The 18553-nt window shown below is 64.5% G+C and carries 17 protein-coding genes; 13 read left to right on the top strand and 4 right to left on the bottom strand.

The window, feature by feature from the left end; translation table 11 throughout:
• The 10 genes from pseC to AAG092_RS04400 all read left to right on the top strand — a co-directional run bounded on the left by pseC (position 1) and on the right by AAG092_RS04400 (position 9543).
• Positions 1–1161, top strand: coding sequence for a UDP-4-amino-4,6-dideoxy-N-acetyl-beta-L-altrosamine transaminase (gene pseC / locus AAG092_RS04445; protein WP_373388711.1), 1161 nt, complete (start codon positions 1–3; stop codon positions 1159–1161).
• The gene (pseF, locus tag AAG092_RS04440; protein ID WP_373388710.1) at positions 1158–1856 is read left to right on the top strand and encodes a pseudaminic acid cytidylyltransferase; all 699 of its coding nucleotides are present in this window, start codon (positions 1158–1160) and stop codon (positions 1854–1856) included. The genes pseC and pseF overlap by 4 nt, the downstream gene beginning before the upstream one ends.
• Positions 1857–1860: 4 nt before the next feature.
• Entirely contained in the window at positions 1861–2952 is a 1092-nt protein-coding gene (gene pseG, locus AAG092_RS04435; protein WP_373388709.1) for a UDP-2,4-diacetamido-2,4,6-trideoxy-beta-L-altropyranose hydrolase, read from the top strand.
• A 20-nt stretch (positions 2953–2972) separates the two neighbouring features.
• On the top strand, positions 2973–3461 hold the full coding sequence (gene pseH / locus AAG092_RS04430; RefSeq protein ID WP_373388708.1) for a UDP-4-amino-4,6-dideoxy-N-acetyl-beta-L-altrosamine N-acetyltransferase: 489 nt from the start codon (positions 2973–2975) through the stop codon (positions 3459–3461).
• A gap of 5 nt (positions 3462–3466) precedes the next feature.
• Positions 3467–4528, top strand: a complete 1062-nt coding sequence (gene pseI, locus AAG092_RS04425) for a pseudaminic acid synthase (protein ID WP_373388707.1) — start codon at positions 3467–3469, stop codon at positions 4526–4528.
• 12 nt (positions 4529–4540) lie between these two features.
• Complete coding sequence (locus tag AAG092_RS04420) at positions 4541–5533, top strand: hypothetical protein (RefSeq protein WP_373388706.1); 993 nt, start codon at positions 4541–4543, stop codon at positions 5531–5533.
• A gap of 86 nt (positions 5534–5619) precedes the next feature.
• Complete coding sequence (locus AAG092_RS04415; RefSeq protein ID WP_373388705.1) at positions 5620–6729, top strand: DUF1972 domain-containing protein; 1110 nt, start codon at positions 5620–5622, stop codon at positions 6727–6729.
• Between the two features lie 128 nt (positions 6730–6857).
• Positions 6858–8189, top strand: a complete 1332-nt coding sequence (locus tag AAG092_RS04410) for an undecaprenyl-phosphate glucose phosphotransferase (protein WP_373388704.1) — start codon at positions 6858–6860, stop codon at positions 8187–8189.
• Positions 8159–8242: a hypothetical protein gene (locus tag AAG092_RS04405; RefSeq protein WP_373389556.1), complete on the top strand. Its 84-nt coding sequence runs from the start codon at positions 8159–8161 to the stop codon at positions 8240–8242. Before AAG092_RS04410 ends, AAG092_RS04405 begins: the two co-directional genes overlap by 31 nt.
• Positions 8243–8322: 80 nt before the next feature.
• Positions 8323–9543 carry an O-antigen ligase family protein gene (locus AAG092_RS04400; RefSeq protein WP_373388703.1) on the top strand — a complete coding sequence of 407 codons (1221 nt, stop codon included), beginning with the start codon at positions 8323–8325 and terminating at the stop codon, positions 9541–9543.
• A gap of 56 nt (positions 9544–9599) precedes the next feature.
• Here the strand turns inward: AAG092_RS04400 and AAG092_RS04395 are convergent, their stop codons facing one another.
• Positions 9600–11654: a hypothetical protein gene (locus tag AAG092_RS04395; protein WP_373389555.1), complete on the bottom strand. Its 2055-nt coding sequence runs from the start codon at positions 11652–11654 to the stop codon at positions 9600–9602.
• Positions 11655–12209: 555 nt separating this feature from the next.
• Between AAG092_RS04395 and AAG092_RS04390 the strand changes: the two genes are divergently transcribed.
• The 3 genes from AAG092_RS04390 (at position 12210) to AAG092_RS04380 (ending at position 14233) form a co-directional block, all read left to right on the top strand.
• A complete protein-coding gene (locus AAG092_RS04390) occupies positions 12210–13370 on the top strand; it encodes a CynX/NimT family MFS transporter (protein ID WP_373388702.1) in 1161 nt (386 codons plus the stop codon).
• Between the two features lie 91 nt (positions 13371–13461).
• On the top strand, positions 13462–13890 hold the full coding sequence (locus tag AAG092_RS04385) for a hypothetical protein (protein ID WP_110681925.1): 429 nt from the start codon (positions 13462–13464) through the stop codon (positions 13888–13890).
• A 10-nt stretch (positions 13891–13900) separates the two neighbouring features.
• Positions 13901–14233, top strand: coding sequence for a YnfA family protein (locus AAG092_RS04380; protein ID WP_110681926.1), 333 nt, complete (start codon positions 13901–13903; stop codon positions 14231–14233).
• Positions 14234–14241: 8 nt separating this feature from the next.
• Here AAG092_RS04380 and AAG092_RS04375 read toward each other — a convergent pair whose 3' ends face one another.
• From AAG092_RS04375 to AAG092_RS04365, 3 genes are all read right to left on the bottom strand, one after another.
• Positions 14242–14472, bottom strand: coding sequence for a YheU family protein (locus AAG092_RS04375; RefSeq protein ID WP_373388701.1), 231 nt, complete (start codon positions 14470–14472; stop codon positions 14242–14244).
• Between the two features lie 28 nt (positions 14473–14500).
• Positions 14501–17254 carry a 7TM diverse intracellular signaling domain-containing protein gene (locus AAG092_RS04370; protein ID WP_373388700.1) on the bottom strand — a complete coding sequence of 918 codons (2754 nt, stop codon included), beginning with the start codon at positions 17252–17254 and terminating at the stop codon, positions 14501–14503.
• A gap of 80 nt (positions 17255–17334) precedes the next feature.
• Positions 17335–18531, bottom strand: coding sequence for an osmoprotectant NAGGN system M42 family peptidase (locus tag AAG092_RS04365; protein ID WP_373388699.1), 1197 nt, complete (start codon positions 18529–18531; stop codon positions 17335–17337).
• Positions 18532–18553: the final 22 nt, after the last annotated feature.

Below are 18553 nucleotides of genomic sequence, written 5' to 3'. Positions count from 1 at the left end.
ATGATCCCTTACGGTCGTCAGGACATCACCCAGGCGGACATCGAGGCGGTGGTGCAGGTGCTGCAGTCCGACTTCCTGACCCAGGGGCCGATGGTGCCACGCTTCGAGCAGGCGGTGGCGGGACATGTCGGGGCCGCGCATGCGCTGGCGGTGAACAGTGCCACCTCGGCCCTGCATATCGCCTGCCTGGCTCTTGGCTTGGGCCCCGGCGACCTGCTCTGGACCAGCCCCGTCACCTTCGTCGCTTCGGCCAACTGCGCGCTGTATTGCGGCGCGGAAGTGGATTTCGTCGATATCGACCCGCGCACCTACAATCTCTGCCCCCAAGCGCTGGAGCAGAAGCTGCAAGCGGCCGAGCGATTGGGCCGGCTGCCCAAGGTCGTGGTGCCCGTACACCTCTGCGGCCAGCCCTGCGACATGCAGGCCATCCACCGGCTGGCCAAGCGCTATGGCTTTCGCATCATCGAGGATGCTTCACATGCCATTGGCGGCCGCTACCGGGGTGAGTTCATCGGCAATTGCCGCTTCAGCGACATCACCGTATTCAGCTTCCATCCGGTGAAGATCATCACCACCGCCGAGGGCGGCATGGCCTTGACCAACGATGCTGCGTTGGCTGAACGCATGGCATTGCTGCGCAGCCACGGCATCACCCGCGAGCCGTCGCGCATGACCCATGAGGCGGACGGCCCCTGGTACTACCAGCAGATCGATCTCGGCTTCAATTACCGCATGACGGAGCTGCAGGCGGCCCTGGGGGTCAGCCAGCTGGAGCGCCTGGATCGTTACGTGGCTCGCCGTCACCAACTGGCTGCTCGTTACGATCAGCTTCTGGCCGGCTTGCCGGTCGCCACACCCTGGCAGCACCCCGATGGCTATTCGGGGCTGCACCTCTATGTGATCCGTCTGCACCTGAATAGCCTCGAGGTCAGCCACCGCGAGGTGTTCGAATCGTTGCGCGAGCAGGGTATCGGGGTGAACCTGCACTACATTCCGGTGCATACCCAGCCCTTCTACGAAGCGCAGGGCTTCAGGGTAGGTGATTTTCCCGAGGCTGAGCGTTACTACCGCGAAGCCATCAGCCTGCCCATGTACCAGACCCTGACCGATGCCCAGCAGGACGAGGTCATTGCGGCCCTGCGCAAGGCGCTTGCTCCATGAAAATCGCGGTCATTCCGGCCCGTGGCGGCAGCAAGCGCATCCCGCGCAAGAACATCAGACCTTTCTGCGGCAAGCCGATGATCGCCTGGTCGATCGAGGCTGCCCTGGCCAGTGGCTGCTTCGACCAGGTGGTGGTCTCCACCGATGACACCGAGATCGCCGAGGTCGCCCGGTTGCATGGGGCCTCCGTGCCCTTCATGCGCCCCGCCGAACTCGCGGATGACCATACGGGGACCATCCCGGTCATCCGTCATGCGCTCGAGTGGTTCGCCAGCCAAGGAAGCGTTCCGCAGGAGGTCTGCTGCCTGTACGCGACCGCCCCCTTCGTGACTGCTGAAGACATCCGCCGTGGCTTGTTGCTGTTGCAGGAAAACGCTTGCTCCTATGCCTTCTCGGTCACCAGCTACGCCTTTCCCATCCAGCGGGCGATTCGCATCACCGCTCAGGGGCGTGTCGCCATGTTCAATCCGGAGCATTTCGCTACCCGCTCCCAGGACCTCGAAGAGGCCTACCATGATGCCGGCCAGTTCTACTGGGGGCAGGCCGACGCCTGGCGCGAGGGCCGGCTGATCTTCGGTGCCGACTCGGTCCCGGTGCTGCTGCCTCGCCACCGTGTACAGGACATCGACACCGACGAAGACTGGGAGCGCGCCGAATGGCTGTTCAAGGTCATGCAGGCGCAGACGGGCCACTGATGTCATGAGAGTCGCTTTCCGTGCGGATGCGTCCCTGCAGATCGGCAGTGGTCATGTGATGCGCTGCCTGACTCTGGCTGATGCCCTGAGGGCGCAGGGAGCCGAGTGTCATTTCATCTGCCGTGCGCATGCGGGAAATCTCATCGAGCGGGTTCGCGGCCTGGGTTACGTGGTCCATGAGCTGCCGCCCGAGCCGGATGAGCTGACCCCGGAGGCGAGCGTGGCCCACCGCAGCTGGCTGGGGGCGACACAGGAGCAGGATGTGCGGGCCTGTACACCCATCCTGCAGGTGTTGCAGCCGGACTGGCTGGTGGTCGATCACTATGCCCTGGACGTTCGCTGGGAGACGCCATTGCGGGCGCTCTGCCGCAGCCTGCTGGTGGTCGACGATCTGGCCGACCGGGCGCACGACTGCGATCTGCTGCTCGATCAGAACCTGGGGCGTCGGCCTGAGGACTATGCGGGGCTGCTCCCGGCTCGTTGCGTTCGCTTGACCGGACCGCGTTATGCCCTGCTGCGCCCGGAGTTCGCCCGGTGGCGTGATTACAGTCTGCGGCGCCGTCAACGACCCGCGCTGCGTCATCTGCTGATCAGCATGGGGGGGGTGGATCAGCCCAACGCGACAGGGTTTCTGCTCGATGCACTGGGCACTTGCCCACTGTCCGAGGACTGCAGCATTTCCGTGATCATGGGCGGCAACGCCCCCTGGCTGGACGCCGTGCGGGGGCAGGCGGCAAGGATGCCGTGGCCAACGCAGGTGCTGGTCGGCGTCGATGACATGGCCCGGCGCATGGCAGACTGTGACCTGGCTATCGGCGCGGCCGGCGGAACTGCCTGGGAGCGCTGCTGCCTGGGTGTGCCTTCCCTGCTGGTGGTTCTGGCAGAAAATCAATGGTCTGGTGCAAGGGCGCTGCACCACTGCGGGGCTGCCGAACTCATCGGCGACCTCGCGGCAATCCCCGCCTTGCCCGCCAGCCTGGCGCATCTGGCAACCGATATGGCGTTGGCGCGGATGAGTCAGGCGGCCTCGCGGATAACCGACGGGCAGGGGGCGCAGCATGTCACGGCTGCGCTCATGGAGGCATGTCAGGCATGAGTTCTAGTCGACTTCGTGAGATGTGTGATGCCGACCTGGAGATGGTGCTTGCCTGGCGCAACCATCCCGAGGTGCGACGTTATATGTATACCCAGCACGAGATAGGCCTCGACGAGCATCGGCGCTGGTTCGAGCACTGTGCCAGCAACCCCTTGAAGCACCTGCTGGTGTTCGAGCATGCCGGTGCGGCCAGCGGCTTTGTCAGCTTTACCCAGATGAGTGATGGCAAGATCGCCGACTGGGGCTTCTACATCAGGCCCGATGCTCCCCGCGGTTGCGGACGGCTTCTCGGGCAGGTCGCGTTGCAGCATGCGTTCTCGGCCCTTGGACTGCACAAGGTGTGTGGCCAGGCCCTGGCCTACAACGAGCGCTCCATCGGTTTCCATCGTCGTCTGGGGTTCGAGCAGGAGGGCATCCTGCGTGATCAGCACTTCGATGGCGAGCGCTACCATTCGGTGGTGTGCTTTGGCCTGCTCGAGCCCGAGTGGCAGGCACGGAGAAAAGGATGAGAAACATGTCGAATAGCCCCAGCATTGCCATTGCCGGGCGGCGCATCGCGATCGATGCACCGCCCTATGTCATCGCCGAGCTTTCCGCGAATCACAATGGCCGGCTCGATACAGCCATGCGGATCATCGAAGCCGCCAAGCAGGCTGGGGCCGATGCCATCAAGCTGCAGACCTACAGGCCCGATACCATCACCTTGGACTGCGACTCGCCGGAGTTCCAGATTCATGGAGGGCTGTGGGACGGGCGTACGCTCTACGAGCTCTATCAGCAGGCGCATATGCCTTGGGAGTGGCACGGGCCGCTGTTCGAGCATGCGCACAAAGTGGGAATCACCCTCTTCAGTTCGCCCTTCGACAGCACAGCCGTCGACCTGCTGGAAGACTTGAATGCACCCGCCTACAAGATCGCTTCCTTCGAGGCGATCGACCTGCCGCTGATCCGCTATGTCGCCGGCACCGGGAAACCCATGATCATCTCTACCGGGATGGCCGATGCGGAGGAGATCGAGGAAGCCATCGCGGCGGCGCGCGATGGCGGCTGCAAGGAACTGGCCATTCTCCACTGCGTCAGTGGCTATCCGGCCCCTGCGGAGGATTACAACCTGCGCACCATTCCCGACATGCTCGAGCGCTTCGGCCTGGTGACCGGACTGTCCGATCACACCCTGGACAACACCACGGCCATTGCCAGTGTCGCCCTGGGCGCGGCGATCATCGAGAAGCACTTCACCCTGGACCGTCGCGGCGGCGGCCCCGATGACAGTTTCTCGCTCGAGCCGGCGGAGCTTGCAGCCCTCTGTCGCGACAGCAAGACCGCCTGGGCGGCTCTGGGGCGTGTCGACTACGGGCGCAAGTCGAGCGAGCAGGGCAATGCCCAGTTTCGCCGCTCCCTTTATTTCGTGAAGGATCTGAAAGCCGGAGACAGGGTCACGGCCGATGCGGTGCGCAGCGTGAGGCCGGGATTCGGTCTTGCCCCCAAGCACCTGGAGGCCGTGCTCGGGCGCCGCTTGGGAACCGACATTCCCGCCAACACTCCCGTGACCTGGGCCGTGCTGATCGAAGACTGAGGCGAGGGTGGCATGCGGCACGTCAAGGTTGTCATAGGTTTCACCCCCTTCCATGCGCTTTTTGCGGCAAGGCTGCTTGCGCAGCTGGAGGGTGAGGTTTACTGCCTGTTCACCAAGGGCTGGCCGCGAGAGGGACGGCCATACAGGCGACTGGGCTTTTTTTCCGGCAGGGGGCCCGTGTTCAGGGCGCTGAGCTATGTCGCATCGTGCCTGTATTTTTCCCTGCGCATCCACAGCCTGTTTCTGCGCGGGTACAAGGTGCATCTGTATGCGCCACACCCCTCCAACATTTTCACCAATTACCTGTTTTTCGCGCGGCGCACGGCCTCGGTGAATGTCTACGAGGATGGCCTGCTCAACTATTACGATGTTCCTGCCAGTCGAGGAGGGGTGAGCCAGGGGCTGAAGTGTCTGGCTCTGCTGTGCGGCATACCCTATCGGCACTATTCGGGCCACCTGGCGGGCTATGATGCCCGCAGGGTCGACTCGCTGTTCGTGTCCAGGGCGGGGGCGGTCGTCTCCCGAGAGAAGGTCGGGGCTGTCATGCAGCTGTCCGCAGTCGGCGGCAGTATCGAGCCGGTCGCGCGCAGGGTCCTGTTCCTCGATCAGGATGTCAGCCGCTTTATCCCCACGGCGCAGCGCGCGGCGCTGCTGGCCAGGATGTCAGCCCTCTATCCGCCGGGCGAGTACGAGTATTTCTACAAGGGCCACCATGACTTCGTCGCGGCCGGCGTCGATATGCGCAGCCTGTCGCCGGAACTCGCCTCCCGTCCAGCGGAGCTGGTGGTGGGCGATTTGCGTCCCGAGATTGTCGTGAGCTTCTTCAGTTCGGCGCTGCTGAACATCGCGGAGACGTTTCCCGGAGTGAAGTGCCTGGCCCTGGCGGCGGGTGAAGTGCGGATTTCACGAGATGGCAATCCGGGCTCGCTGGCCGATATCTTCTGCGCCGCGGGTGTGGAGTGTCTGGACATGACCGTGGCTGATTCCGTAGCAGCCGCCAAGTGATGAACATGCGGGACTGGGTTTGTTAACGGGGTGCGTCTGTCATGAAGCCGCCGTTCTTGCTGGGGTGACTGGGGATTATCGATATCGTGCAGAAAAAGCTATCCATTCTCGGGATCAGAGGAATTCCCGCCTGTCATGGTGGATTCGAGACCTTCGCCGAGAAGCTGTCACTGTTTCTTGTCGCTCAGGGCTGGAAGGTTACCGTCTACTGCCAGGAGGACGAAGGTGGTCCGCGGGGAGAGAGTACCTGGCAGGGCGTCAGACGAATCCATATACCGGTCCGCCTGCAAGGCGCTGCGGGAACGGTGATATTTGACTGGAAGTCCGTCGTTCATGCGTTGGGCGAGGATGGGCTGTTCCTGACGCTCGGCTACAACACGGCCGTATTCAATGCCCTGCAGCGACTCAAGGGGCAGGTGAACATCATCAACATGGATGGCATCGAGTGGCGCAGGGACAAATGGGGGGCAATTGCCAAGGCCTGGTTCTGGCTGAACGAACGTGCCGGCTGCTGGGTGGGCAGCCATCTGATCGCAGACCATCCGGATATCAAGGCGCATCTGGCGACTCGCGTAACGGCCGGCAAGATCAGCATGATTCCCTATGGCGGCGACGAGGTGCGCGGTGCCGATGCCGGGCTGTTGCAGGCTTATGGCATCGTTCCCGGAGAGTTCTCGGTCATCATTGCGCGCCCGGAGCCGGAGAATTCATTTCTGGAGATGGTGCGAGCCTTCAGCCAGAAGCGCCGTGACCATAGGCTGGTTGTGCTCGGTCAGTTCACTCCGCAGAGCAATGACTTCCATCGCCGGGTGATGGCGGCTGCCAGTGACGAAGTGATCTTCCCCGGGGCTATTTACGATGCTCCCGTCGTTCAGGCACTGCGTTTTCACTGCCGCTTCTATCTACACGGCCATCGTGTGGGCGGCACCAATCCTTCCCTGGTCGAGGCTCTGGGGGCGGGGTGCGCGGTGATTGCGCATGACAACGGATTCAACCGCTGGGTGGCCGGCACATGCGCGGCTTACTTCGCGGATGAGGCGGCTTGCGCTCGGCTGTTCGACGGGTTGCTCAGCGACCGGCTGGCTATCGAGCGAATGAAGAACGCCAGCCGTTCCCGCTTCCTGGAGCGTTTCACCTGGCCGCAGGTTCTTGGGGAGTACGAGGAATTGCTCACACGTTGGTACCCCGCGTCCTGAGTCGACGCCTGCCCGGCTCGGGGATGTGTATATTCGCCCAGCAGCGGTCGGGCTGGGTATGTTCATCCATGGTAACGATCGGCCAGGGGCCCAGGGCCCATTCACATCAGGGGAGTTTGCCTTACATCATGCCGTTCGAGTCCCGCTATCAGCCCACTTTTGCCGAGCGTTACCCGGTGCCCATGCTGGCAGCGGTGCTGGACTTCCTGCTGGTGGTTGCGGCGGTCTATCTCGCGCACTGGCTGCGTTTCGGTACGCTTCAGCTCAATCCCCTTTACATGCCGGCCACTCTGGTCATCGCGCTGGTCGTCATGCTCAGCTTCTGGTCCTGCAGTGTGTATGGGTCCTGGCGAGGGCTCTCTCTTACCCGGCAGCTGGGCAACGTCTTTATGGGCTGGGTCGTGGCCGTCGGTGTGTTGCTGACCCTCTCCGTCATGCTGAAGGTGTCCGAGAGCTATTCACGCCAGTGGTTCGGCTATGTCCTGATCATCGGTGGCAGCCTGTGTGTCGCCAAGCGCCTCGTGGCGTTCCTTGTGCTGCGGCAGCTGCGCTCTCTCGGGCGCAATCTGAAGATGGTTCTGATCGTCGATGCTGGCGGGAAGCCCGCCCATCAGTTGCATAATGGCCGTGCGCTGAGCGAGTTCGGCTTCCATATCGCCGGCAGAATGACCCTGTCGAACGGCGAGGATGACTTGCAGGCCCTGGAAGAGCGAGTCGTCGAACTCGGTGTCCATGAGGTCTGGCTTTGCCTGCCCCTGAGCGAGGGTGAGGCAATCAAGTCTGCTCTCTATGCACTGCGTCACCAGACCGTGGCGGTGCGCTTCTTCCCCGAGTGGGATGACGTGCCCTTGTTCAGCCACAAGATCAGCAACATCGCCGGGCTCTATGCGCTGGACCTCAGTTCCACGCCCATGGTCGGCCCCGCTCGCTTCCTCAAACGGCTGGAGGATCTTGTTCTGGGCGGGCTGATCTCCGTGTTGATCCTGCCGTTGTGCCTGGGCATAGCCCTGGCCGTTGCGCTGACCTCGCCTGGCCCCGTGCTGTTCAAGCAGTACCGGACCGGCATCAATGGCAAGCGCTTCAAGGTCTACAAGTTCCGCTCCATGGTCGTGCATCGGGAGGAGAGTGGCCAGGTGACCCAGGCGCGCAAGGGCGACTCGCGTGTCACGCGGGTCGGGGCATTCCTGCGTCGCACCAGCCTGGATGAGCTGCCGCAGTTCTTCAATGTGCTCCAGGGGCGCATGTCGATTGTCGGTCCCAGACCCCATGCCCTGGCGCACAATGAATACTACAAGGAGCTGGTCGAGTCCTACATGCAGCGGCACAAGGTCAAGCCCGGTATCACCGGCTGGGCGCAGGTCAATGGCTATCGGGGGAAACCGATACGCTGGAAAAGATGCAAAAGCGCGTCGAGCACGACCTCTGGTATATCGACAACTGGTCGCTGGGTCTGGATCTGAAGATCATCGTGCAGACGGTATTCAAGGGCTTCAGGGACACGAATGCCTATTGAGCCGCCAGGCTCGCCGAAAGAGCGGCCTGACCCCGTGTAGGCGGGGCAGGCCATACTTGTTGATTGTTTGGAGATGGTCTTTGAGCTTCAATCCAAGGGTATTCAGTGGCCAGTGGCGGGTTGTCCTGCTGGGGCTGATCGCGGTAGGTCTGTTCGTGCAGCTGACGGGCTTGCTCTTCAACAACGATGGCAGCCGTTATGCCACGCAGGTCTACCTGCTGCTGTTCCTGCCGGCGCTGGTATTGCTGGTAAGTGGCTCGCAGGCGATGGAGATCCTTCGGCAGCCGGCGGCCTGGGCTTTGCTCGCCATGCTGGCCTGGGTTCTGCTCGTCGCCAGCGTGCATGAGGGGTCGGACAAGGATGCGCTGCGCTGGTCCAAGGTTCTGGTGCTGATATCGCTCTATGTGTTTGCAGTGGCGAGCCTGGTTCGCTCGGGGGCCATACTCACCTATCTGATCGGTCTGGCCCTGGGGGTTGTCGTTGCGTTCGCCTGGCTGACCCTGGTCTACCAGTATGGTGTGCTGGATCATCCACTGAGCTATCCGGAAGTCAGGCAGTTCCGCCTGCGCGAGCTGGGCTGGAATGGCCTGGCCGATCTCGATCACCCCATAGTCGCCGGGCTCTACTACGGTGCCTTCGCCATCATGCTCTGCTGGTTCTTTGTCAGCTTCCCGGTTCGGCTCTGGCAGGGCGCGCTCCTGGCGCTGGCCATGCTGGGACTGCTGCTCTACGTGCTGTTCACGTTTTCGCGCGGGGCCTGGTTTTCCCTGGCGGGGGCAGGGTTGCTCCTGCTTCTGCTGGTGCCCAATCTGAAGTCGCGAGCCCTGCTGGGGTTGGGGCTGCTTCTGGCCGTCGCCCTGGCGATAGTGTTGTGGCCGGAGATCCAGGCCGAGCGTGGCATCGGCCTGAATAATCGTGAGCAGATCTGGGCCAGCTGGCTGTCGCGCCTGCCGGATTTCTGGTTGACCGGCAGTGGCGCCGGTACCGACATGTACTTCCGCTTTGCCAACGGCTATGAAACCTACCATGCCCATAGCCTCTACCTGCAGCTGTGGTACGAGCTGGGCCTGGTTGGCATCCTGCTCTTCGCCTGCCTGCTGGGCTGCCTGCTGTGGAAGGGGTGGTCCTGCCGCGAGCAGCCACTTGCGCGGTTAGGTCTTGCGCTGCTGGTGTTTGCCATGGTGGCCATGGTCAGCGACATCTATGCCATCTTTCATCGCCCCAGCCCTTATTGGGTAGTGTTCTGGTTTCCTGTCGGCATTCTGCTGGGGGTGCGCCGGACCGAGCCGGCGGTTGCCTGAAAGCTGAACTGAAAAAGGCCTGCGATTGCAGGCCTTTTCGTTGGTGCTGCTTCTGATCAGGCCTTGTTGCCGTCGTAGTCGTTGAGCGAGATGACCCGGGTCTTGCCGACTCGGTGGCGATAGATCTCGCGCAGGTACTTGATGGCCTTCTTCACGCTCTCGCGCGACAGGCGGATGTCGTTGATCGAGACGAACTTGTCCTGATCGTGGATCAGCTCACGGTACTTCTTCTCGTACATCGGCTTGATCGCGTACCAGTTGGTGTCGAGGATCTTCGCCGGGTTCTCGTACTCGTTGAGCATGGCCTCGACGCGCGCCTCGTCGAATTCCTCGGAGACGATGAAGTCGAGCATGGCGTTGTCCAGGCTCTCGTCGTAACGGTACTGGTCGCGGGCGAAGCAGCGCTTGATGAAGGCGACGATCAGGGTCAGGAAATCGTCCGACAGGCACGGGCTCTTGACGATCAGGGTGGTCAGCGACAGGTTGGCCGAGGCGCCGATCACCAGGGCGTAGCGCTTCAGGGTGGTGTTGGGGAACAGGCTGTTGAGATGGGTCTTGAGCCGGTTCAGGTCCATGTAGGACAGCTTGTAGTCCTTCGGCAGCGAGACGATGGACACCACCGAGGAGCAGTTCTTGAAGAAGTGCAGGTCACTCAGGGCGCTGGCGTCGTAGTTGGACTTCTTGTACTGCTCCAGCGCCGCACGGTAGCGCTTGGCCTCGATCGGCAGCAGGCTGATGCCCTCGATGGCCTGGGTCGCCTTGTTGAAGTGCGGCAGGTCGATGGAACGGAAGAACAGGTCGTCGATATTGAGCTTGGGCTGCTCCTTCTCGAATACCTTGAACTTCTCGGTCGGCGCCGGCGCGGCCTGCTCGGCCACCACGGACTCGGCATAGGCCACCGCGACCGGGCCGGCCAGGCTCATGAACAGGTCGTTGGCATCCAGGCGGATGGTCTCGCCGATATCGATGCCGGCACGGCGGAAGTAGTTCTGGTCGTAGTCGGTGGTCACCGCCTGGGCGGTGAGGATGTTGAAGATCTGCTGCGAGATGTACTGGTTGGCGTGGCGCTCCATGGCGTTCACGTCGATGTTCTGCACGTTGCCGCCGTCGCTTTCCTCGGCGTAGCGCATGATGTCGTTGGAGATCAGCATCATCGCGTTCCACGGGCGGATGCGGCGCATCACGCTCTCTTCGCCGGTTTCCTCGCTGTCGAAGTTGTAGGAGAAGTCCCATTCCTCGGCGAGGTACTTGCACAGCAGGCGGCCGGCGTTGATGTGCAGGGCTTCGGACATCTCGATGCGCTGGTCGGAGATGTTCGGCAGGATGCAGATGCCGCTGGTGAAGATCGGCTCGAAGACGAAGGAGTGCCCGCGATTGTCCTCGCTGCTGCTCTCCTGCTTGGTCTCGAAGGTCTTGCTCATGTAGGCGAACTGCTGGGCCAGGCCGAACTCCGAGGCCATGCCCGAGCCGGTGCCGCCGCCGGCGCTGAAGATGTAGAAGTACAGGCGCGACTGGTTGGCCTTGATGCCGCAGGAGTCGATCAGGTAGCTGTGGATGAACTTCCAGTCGGCGTTGGAGAAGCGCTGGGTATCCTTGTTGAGGATGATCTTGGCCAGGTACTGGCCGAGGATCGGCGCGTTACCGGCGCCGCCGGCGTGGACCTCGGACAGGTCCATGATCTTCATCTTGCTGTAGTCGTCGAGGAAGCCGCTGGTCTCGGCCTTGCGCGAGAAGCGGATGCGCCCCTCGATGTCCTTGTCCAGGTCGCCCAGCATCACCAGTGGCTCGATCAGGAATACCGGTTTGGCGGCGCGGCTGCCGGCCAGGCGCAGGTTGCTGCGTAGCCAGCCAGCCGGGCGCTGCTCGGAGCCGCTCTTTTCCTGGTTGCTGAATTCGTTGAGGTAGAAGCGCCGCGCGTTGTACACCAGCGAGGCGACGTCCAGGGCGATGTTGGAGCCGCAGCGGCCAAGGCCGATCAGGCACACCGAGGGGAAGTGCTGGGCGTGGCGGGCATCCAGGGCCTCGTCACCATGCAGCTTGGGGAACACCCGCTCGCGCAGGCCATCGAGGTTCTCCAGGATGCGGTCGATGTCGCGCTCGGTGAAGTACATGTACTGCTCGCCACCGATGTTGGCGGGGAGGTTCGGGGTTGCCGGTGCCGCCAGTTCCTCGACCGCGCTGGCGGTCAGGGTGCGCGGTTCGGAAACGGTGGAATCTACGTCTTTAGTTGTTTTCATCGGCGACATTCCGGGCTGTTGGCGGCAGCTTTCTTATTAAGGGAGTAGCATCAAAACAGCGCTGTTACATGACTAAGCACTATATACAGTGAACAGGCGTTATTCGAGGCGCCGTGTCGCTCTTTTTTATGCCCTATGCCGCGCCAGACCTGTGTCGACGACGGATCGCTGGCGAAATGCCATTTAGGGGTTGCGTGATGCTCGGCATGGTCGGTTTTCTGTCGGTGCCGTCGCGACGAGTGCGTAACTTCCGGGCCAGCGCAAGACACTTTCCCGGTGTGCTGCGCGAGACTTTCTGCTTGAACAAGTTGATGGTCGAAATATATGTCCGCGCGGTCAGAATTTGGATCCGAACGCTTGTCTGGCCCGTCTGTACAGGGGTAGGGTGACCGTCCCGGCCGAGATGGCTGCCCTGTTGTCGGATCTTGCGTGAAACCTGTATCCCGAGCCCTGCTGATGCTGGCTCTGGTGCTGGCGGCGATCAACCTGCGCCCCGGCATCACTTCCTTCGCCCCGCTGATCGAACGCATCGCCGAGGAGCTTGCCCTGAGCCGCGGCCTGATCAGCCTGACCACCGCCTTGCCGGTGCTGTGCATGGGCCTGCTGGCGCCGCTGGCGCCGCGCCTGGCCGTGCGCTTCGGCCTGGAGCGCACCATCGTCTGTTGCCTGGCCTTGATCGCCCTGGCGCTGCTGGTTCGCCTGGGTGGGCACGCCAGTGCCGTGCTGATCGGCAGTGCCGTGCTGCTCGGCACCGGCATCGCCGTGGCCGGGCCGCTGCTGTCCGGTTTCATCAAGCGGCATTTCCGTGATCAGGTCGGCCAGGTGGTCGGCTGGTATTCCTTCAGCATGGCCATCGGCGGTGCCGGCGGCGCGGTGCTGACCGTACCGCTGACCCAGCACCTGGGCGACGACTGGAGCCTGGGCCTGGCCGCCTGGTGCGTGCCGGCGCTGCTCGCCCTGGTGCTGTGGCTGCGCATGCCCAACCGCGCCGAGGCGGCGCAGCTTGGCGATGGCCAGGGGCTGCCCTGGCGCGAGCCGCGCGCCTGGCTGGTGACCGGTTTCTTCGCCATCCAGGCCGGCTTCTTCTACACCATGGCCACCTGGCTGGTGGCGCGCTACCACGAGGCGGGGCTCAGCCTGCTGTACAGCAACGGCCTGTTCAGCCTGTTCATGCTGGTCGGCCTGCCCAGTTCCTGGCTGATGCCCTGGCTGGCCCAGCGCTTCGATATCCGCCAGCCGCTGCTGGTGGCCTGCGGCCTGAGCCTGACCCTGTGCCTGGCCATGATCACCTTCCAGCCGACCCTGCTGCCCGAGCTCTGGGCCGTGTTGATGGGCTTCGCCCTGAGCGGCTCCTTCGCCCTGTCGCTGGTGCTGCCGCTGTACGAAGTGCACACGCCGCTGGCGGTCAGCCGCTGGACCGCGATGATGCTCTGCGCCGGCTACTGCATGGCCTGCCTGGCGCCGATCCTGGCCGGCCTGGGGCGTGATCTGGCCGGCAACTACCAGGCGCCGTTCATGGTGCTGATCGGTTTGGGAGGGCTGATGACGCTGATCGCCTGGGCCCTGCGCTCGCCGCGGCGCCCGGCCTGAGGCCCGGCTTTTTGCGCGTGTGGGGCACTGGTTCCTTTGCAGTCGCCATGCCCTGTGTTAGAAGGCAGCCTGCACTTTCTGGAGTACCCGAGTGGAGTCCGAATCCATCGTCTATGGCTGCATCCGCGACTGGCCGTCCGGTGACCGCGAGCAGCGCCTGGCGCGTCGCGCCACCAACCGGCGGATGCTGGAGCAGCTGCCCCAGGGCGAGTCCTGGGCCTTTCTCGGGCGTGACATGTTCTCCTTCTGCGCGGCCGAGGGCGAGGGCCTGTACCAGACCCAGGTGATCCACTTCGGCGCCAGCTACCAGGCCATCGAGTACGAATGGAGCCTGTGGATCAAGGAATTCGAGGCACTGCTCAAGCGCCTGTACTGGGCCAGCGCCGTGGTGCACCTGGAAACCGAGCTGAACGGCGTGCACACCTTCCGTTGGGAGTCGGAGAACGGCTTCCACAGCCCCCAGGAACAAGACCTGCGGGTACGCTGCGTGTGGGAGCGCGAGGGCAGCCTGCGCGGCTGAGAGAGGGGCGATGCTCAACTACTTCTGGTTCTTCCTCGCCGCGCTGTTCGAGATCGGCGGCTGCTACGCCTTCTGGATGTGGCTGCGGCTGGGCAAGAGCGCCTGGTGGATCGCCCCGGGCCTGCTCAGCCTGACCCTGTTCGCCCTGCTGCTGACCCGTGTCGAAGCGGCCTATGCCGGGCGCGCCTATGCCGCCTATGGCGGCGTCTACATCGTGGCTTCGCTGCTCTGGCTGGGGCTGATCGAGCGGACCCGGCCGCTGCTCTCGGACTGGCTGGGCGCGGCGCTGTGCCTGGTCGGTGCCGGCATCATCCTGTTCGGCCCGCGCTTCGCCAGCCACTGAGGCGAGGCTCAGTACTCCAGCCACTCCTTCGGCACTTCCTCGCGCAGCATCAGCTGGCACTGCTGGCTGTCGGGGTCGAAGGCGATCAGTGCCTGACCCTTCTCCAGTGCCCGGCGCGCCCGCTCGACGCGGGTCGCCAGCGGCGTGTCGTCGCCATTGTCGGTGCCGTCGCGGGTGACGAAGTCTTCCAGCAGGCGGGTGAGGGTCTCGGCTTCGAGCATCTGGTGGGGGATCAGCATGGCGGCTCCTGTTGGCGGGGCGGCCATGCTAATCGCTGGCGTTCGCCGCGGCGAGCAGGTGGCGATCGAGCACCGCGTAGAGCTGCTGGCAGTCCAGCGGCTTGCCGAGGAAGTCGTCCATGCCGGCCTCGGCGCCGCGCTGGCGATGCTCGTCGAGGATGTGTGCGGTCAGCGCGATGATCGGTACCGCCGGCAGCTGGCGCTGGTACTGCAGCTGGCGGATCTGCCGGGTGGCCTCGAAGCCGTCCAGCTCAGGCATCTCGCAGTCCATCAGGATCAGCGCGATGGCCGCCGGATCGCGGCGGTATTCGTCGACCGCCGCGCGCCCGTCGGCGACCAGGCGTACCTGGTAGCCGCGCTTCTTGAGAAAGCCCTGTACCACCATCTGATTCACCTTGTTGTCCTCGGCGACCAGGATGCAGGGCGCCCTGCCGCCACGGCTGGCCAGTGCCGGAGCAGGCTCCTGGGCTTCACGGCGGCGCTCGCTGTAGAGTTCCTGCAGGGCCTCGCGCAGACTGCTCAGGGACAGCGGCAGGGGCAGGCCGAGCAGGCGCAGGCCCAGGCTGTCCGGCAGGTGCTGGTGCTGTTCCGGCGGGCTCAGCAGCAGCACGCGCTGGCCGTGTTCCAGGTGCGGTCGCAGGCTGTCCAGCCAGTGGCCGCAGCTGCCCGGCCAGGGCGCCATCAGCACCAGCAGCGGTGGTGCACTGAAATCCTCCAGGTAGTCGCGCAGGCGCTCCGGATCCTGGCAGCGCTGGGTGCGCATGCCCCAGCGGCCGAGCAGGTGGCCGAGGTAGTCGAGCCCCTGGGCGTCCAGCGAGCAGAGCAGGGCGACACGGCTCTCCAGCAGGCCGAGCAGTTCGTCTTCCGTCTGCTCGCCGGGCTTCAGCGGAATATCGAAGGCGAAGCGCGAGCCCTGGCCCGGCGTGCTCTGCACTTCGATGCGGCCGCCCATCATCTCCACCAGCTCCTTGCTGATGGCCAGGCCCAGGCCGCTGCCGCCATAGCGCCGGGTGGTGCTGGAGTCGCCCTGGGCGAAGGAGCGGAACAGCTGGGTGAGCACCTCGTCGCGGATGCCGATGCCACTGTCGCTGACGGCGAATACCAGGTGCTGCTGGCCCTGACTGTTGCTGCGCCGGCTGATGGTCAGCGCGACGTGGCCTTCCTGGGTGAACTTCAGGGCATTGCCCAGCAGGTTCATCAGCACCTGCTTGAGCCGCGTCGGGTCGCCCAGCACGCGGCGGGGCACGCCGCCCTCCAGGCTGACGTAGAGGCGCAGGCGCTTCTCCAGTGCCTGGGCGGTGAACAGCACCAGGGTGTCGGAGACCATCTGCTCCAGGTCGAACTCGATCTCCTCCAGGCTCAGCTTGCCGGACTCGATCCGCGCGTAGTCGAGGATGTCGTTGATCACCGCCATCAGCGAGGTCCCGGAGCTGGCGATGGTGTCCACATAAAAGCGCTGGCTGCGCTCCAGCGGCGTCTCGCGCAGCAGCTGCAGCATGCCCAGCACGCCGTTGAGCGGGGTGCGGATCTCGTGGCTCATCTTGGCCAGGAAGCGGCTCTTGGCCTGGCTTTCGTACTCCGCCTGGGCCGCCGCCTGGCGTGAACGGTAGCCCTCCTCCTTGAGCAGGTTGATGCGGTCGGCCAGGCCGATCGACAGGGTCAGCAGCTCGATGGTCACGCCCACCTTGACCACCGCCGAGCCATAGATGCCGAAGATCTCCACGCCCAGCGAGCCGCTGGTGACCAGCATGAAGGCCACCAGCAGCACGCTCCAGGCCAGCACGTAGTAGGAGCCGTGGCGCACGCCGCGGCGCCAGGCGTAGATGCCGGTGAGCAGGAGGATCAGCGAGACCAGCAGCACCGCCAGGCTGGCCAGGATGTTCCAGGCGGCCAGGCCGATCAGCGGCACCGACAGCAGGCAGCCGACGATGCCCAGCATCAGCAGGCGCATGGCCTTGTCCAGCTGCGGGAAGTGCTGCGGGATGTGCAGGAAGTGGCGGCTGAACTGGACGGCTGTGAGGCAGTGCAGGTACATCAGGATGTAGATGCTCACCGACTGCAGCGCCACATGCTCGGGCAGCAGCTTGAACAGCATGCCGTCGAAGCAGGCGGCGAACAGGCCGACGTTGATGTTGTACACCAGGTACCAGAAGTAGGCGCGCTCGCGCAGCGAGAGGAACAGGAACAGGTTGTAGACGAACATGGCGAACAGCACGCCGTAGAAGGCGCCGTTGATGCCCATCAGGTTTTCCTGGGCCGCCGCGCTGGCACCGTGGGTGCTGAAGAACAGTGGCACGAAGATGGTGCTGGTGCTCTCCACCCGCAGCAGCAGGCTATGGTCGCCCGGCGCCAGCTGCAGCGGGAACCAGAAGTGGCGTACCTGCACCGGGCGCTGGGCGAAGGCGAAGGTGTCGCCGCTGTGCTGGCGCTGCAGCTGGCCGTTGGCGTCCTGCAGGTAGACGTCGATGTGGTCGAGCAGGGCGTAGTTGACTTCCAGGTAGCCGGCCAGCGGCTGTGGCCGGCTGTTGGCCAGGCGCACCCTGAACCACCACACCGAGTCGTTCTTGCCCAGGTTGGCGTGGTCGCCGGTCACCGGCTGGAAGGCGCTGTCCGGCAACTGCTGCGCCTCGGCGGGGCTCAGCTTGCCGCTCGGGTCTTCGTGGTAGGCCATGAAGGGCGCCAGCGACAGGCGCAGCTCGTCACGATCCAGCGGTGCCGGGGCGAGCGCCCACAACGGCCCGCACAGGCAGAGCAGCAGCACAGCCAGACACAAGCGCGGCATCCGCCAACCTCGGATTTCTTGTGAGTTATCCCTGCACTTTGCCCAGTTGCGCCACGCTCAGCAAGCACCGCGACGCAGCCCTAGTCCGCCGGGCTTGAGCGGCTGCCGAGCAGGCTGTCGATGGCCGGCACCTGGGTATCGCTGGCCATCTGCACGTCGTGCTCGATCTGGTGGCTGAAGCGCTCAAGCGACTGCTCGCGGGCCGGCTGGGCGTCGCTGGCGAACACCGGCGGGCTGAGCAGGTAGGCGCCGATCAGGCGGCTGAGCGCCGCCAGGCTGTCGATATGGGTGCGCTCGTAGCCGTGGGTGGCGTCGCAGCCAAAGGCCAGCAGGGCGGTGCGGATGTCGTGGCCGGCGGTCACCGCCGACTGCGCGTCGCTGTGGTAGTAGCGGAACAGGTCGCGGCGCACCGGGATCTCGCCGTCACCGGCCAGGCGCAGCAGATGGCGCGACAGGTGGTAGTCGTAGGGGCCGCCGGAGTCCTGCAGGGCCACGCTGACGCAGTGCTCGCTGGATTGCTGGCCGGGCGCCACCGGGGCGATGTCGATGCCGACGAACTCGCTGACGTCCCAGGGCAGAGCAGCGGCGGCGCCGGAGCCGACTTCCTCGGTGATGGTGAACAGCGGGTGGCAGTCGATCTCCGGCACCTCGCCGCTCTCGACGATAGCCTTGAGTGCGGCCAGCAGGGCCGCCACGCCGGCCTTGTCGTCGAGGTGGCGGGCGCTGATGTGGCCGCTATCGGTGAACTCCGGCAGCGGGTCGAAGGCGACGAAATCGCCCACCGCCACGCCCAGGGCCTCGCAGTCGGCGCGGGTGGCGCAGTAGGCATCGAGGCGCAGCTCGACCTGGTCCCAGCTCACCGGCAGCTGGTCCACCGCGGTGTTGAAGGCGTGCCCGGAGGCCAGCAGCGGCAGCACGCTGCCGCGCAGCACGCCGTTGTCGGTGAACAGGCTGACGCGGCTGCCCTCGGCGAAGCGGCTGGACCAGCAGCCAACCGGGGCCAGGGCCGGGCGGCCGTTGTCCTTCAGCTCGCGGACGATGGCGCCGATGGTGTCGAGGTGCGCCGAGACCGCGCGGTCCGGGCTGGTCTGGCGGCCCTTGAGGGTGGCGCGAATGGTGCCGCGGCGGGTCAGCTCGAAGGGGATGCCGAGCTCCTCCAGGCGTTCGGCGACGTAACGCACGATGGTGTCGGTGAAGCCGGTGGGGCTGGGAATGGCGAGCATCTCCAGCAGCACCTGGCGCAGGTAGGCGAGGTCGGGTTCGACGAGTCGGGTCATGAGGTCTCCTCGGAGGCGGTTG

This window comes from Pseudomonas alcaligenes (genome assembly GCF_041729615.1).
Classification (GTDB): domain Bacteria; phylum Pseudomonadota; class Gammaproteobacteria; order Pseudomonadales; family Pseudomonadaceae; genus Aquipseudomonas; species Aquipseudomonas alcaligenes_B.
Note: the sequence above shows the minus strand (reverse complement) of the source record. Positions and strands in the feature narration are given on the sequence as shown.

Excerpts from the sequence above, each read along its gene's own strand:
- AAG092_RS04410 (WP_373388704.1), top strand. The coding sequence starts at position 6,858 with ATGCCGTTCGAGTCCCGCTATCAGCCCACTTTTGCCGAGCGTTACCCG.
- pseF (WP_373388710.1), top strand. The coding sequence starts at position 1,158 with ATGAAAATCGCGGTCATTCCGGCCCGTGGCGGCAGCAAGCGCATCCCG.
- pseG (WP_373388709.1), top strand. The coding sequence starts at position 1,861 with ATGAGAGTCGCTTTCCGTGCGGATGCGTCCCTGCAGATCGGCAGTGGT.
- AAG092_RS04380 (WP_110681926.1), top strand. The coding sequence starts at position 13,901 with ATGCTCAACTACTTCTGGTTCTTCCTCGCCGCGCTGTTCGAGATCGGC.
- AAG092_RS04365 (WP_373388699.1), bottom strand. The coding sequence starts at position 18,531 with ATGACCCGACTCGTCGAACCCGACCTCGCCTACCTGCGCCAGGTGCTG.
- pseI (WP_373388707.1), top strand. The coding sequence starts at position 3,467 with ATGTCGAATAGCCCCAGCATTGCCATTGCCGGGCGGCGCATCGCGATC.
- AAG092_RS04420 (WP_373388706.1), top strand. The coding sequence starts at position 4,541 with ATGCGGCACGTCAAGGTTGTCATAGGTTTCACCCCCTTCCATGCGCTT.
- AAG092_RS04375 (WP_373388701.1), bottom strand. The coding sequence starts at position 14,472 with ATGCTGATCCCCCACCAGATGCTCGAAGCCGAGACCCTCACCCGCCTG.
- AAG092_RS04395 (WP_373389555.1), bottom strand. The coding sequence starts at position 11,654 with ATGTACTTCACCGAGCGCGACATCGACCGCATCCTGGAGAACCTCGAT.
- AAG092_RS04370 (WP_373388700.1), bottom strand. The coding sequence starts at position 17,254 with ATGCCGCGCTTGTGTCTGGCTGTGCTGCTGCTCTGCCTGTGCGGGCCG.
- pseH (WP_373388708.1), top strand. The coding sequence starts at position 2,973 with ATGTGTGATGCCGACCTGGAGATGGTGCTTGCCTGGCGCAACCATCCC.
- pseC (WP_373388711.1), top strand. The coding sequence starts at position 1 with ATGATCCCTTACGGTCGTCAGGACATCACCCAGGCGGACATCGAGGCG.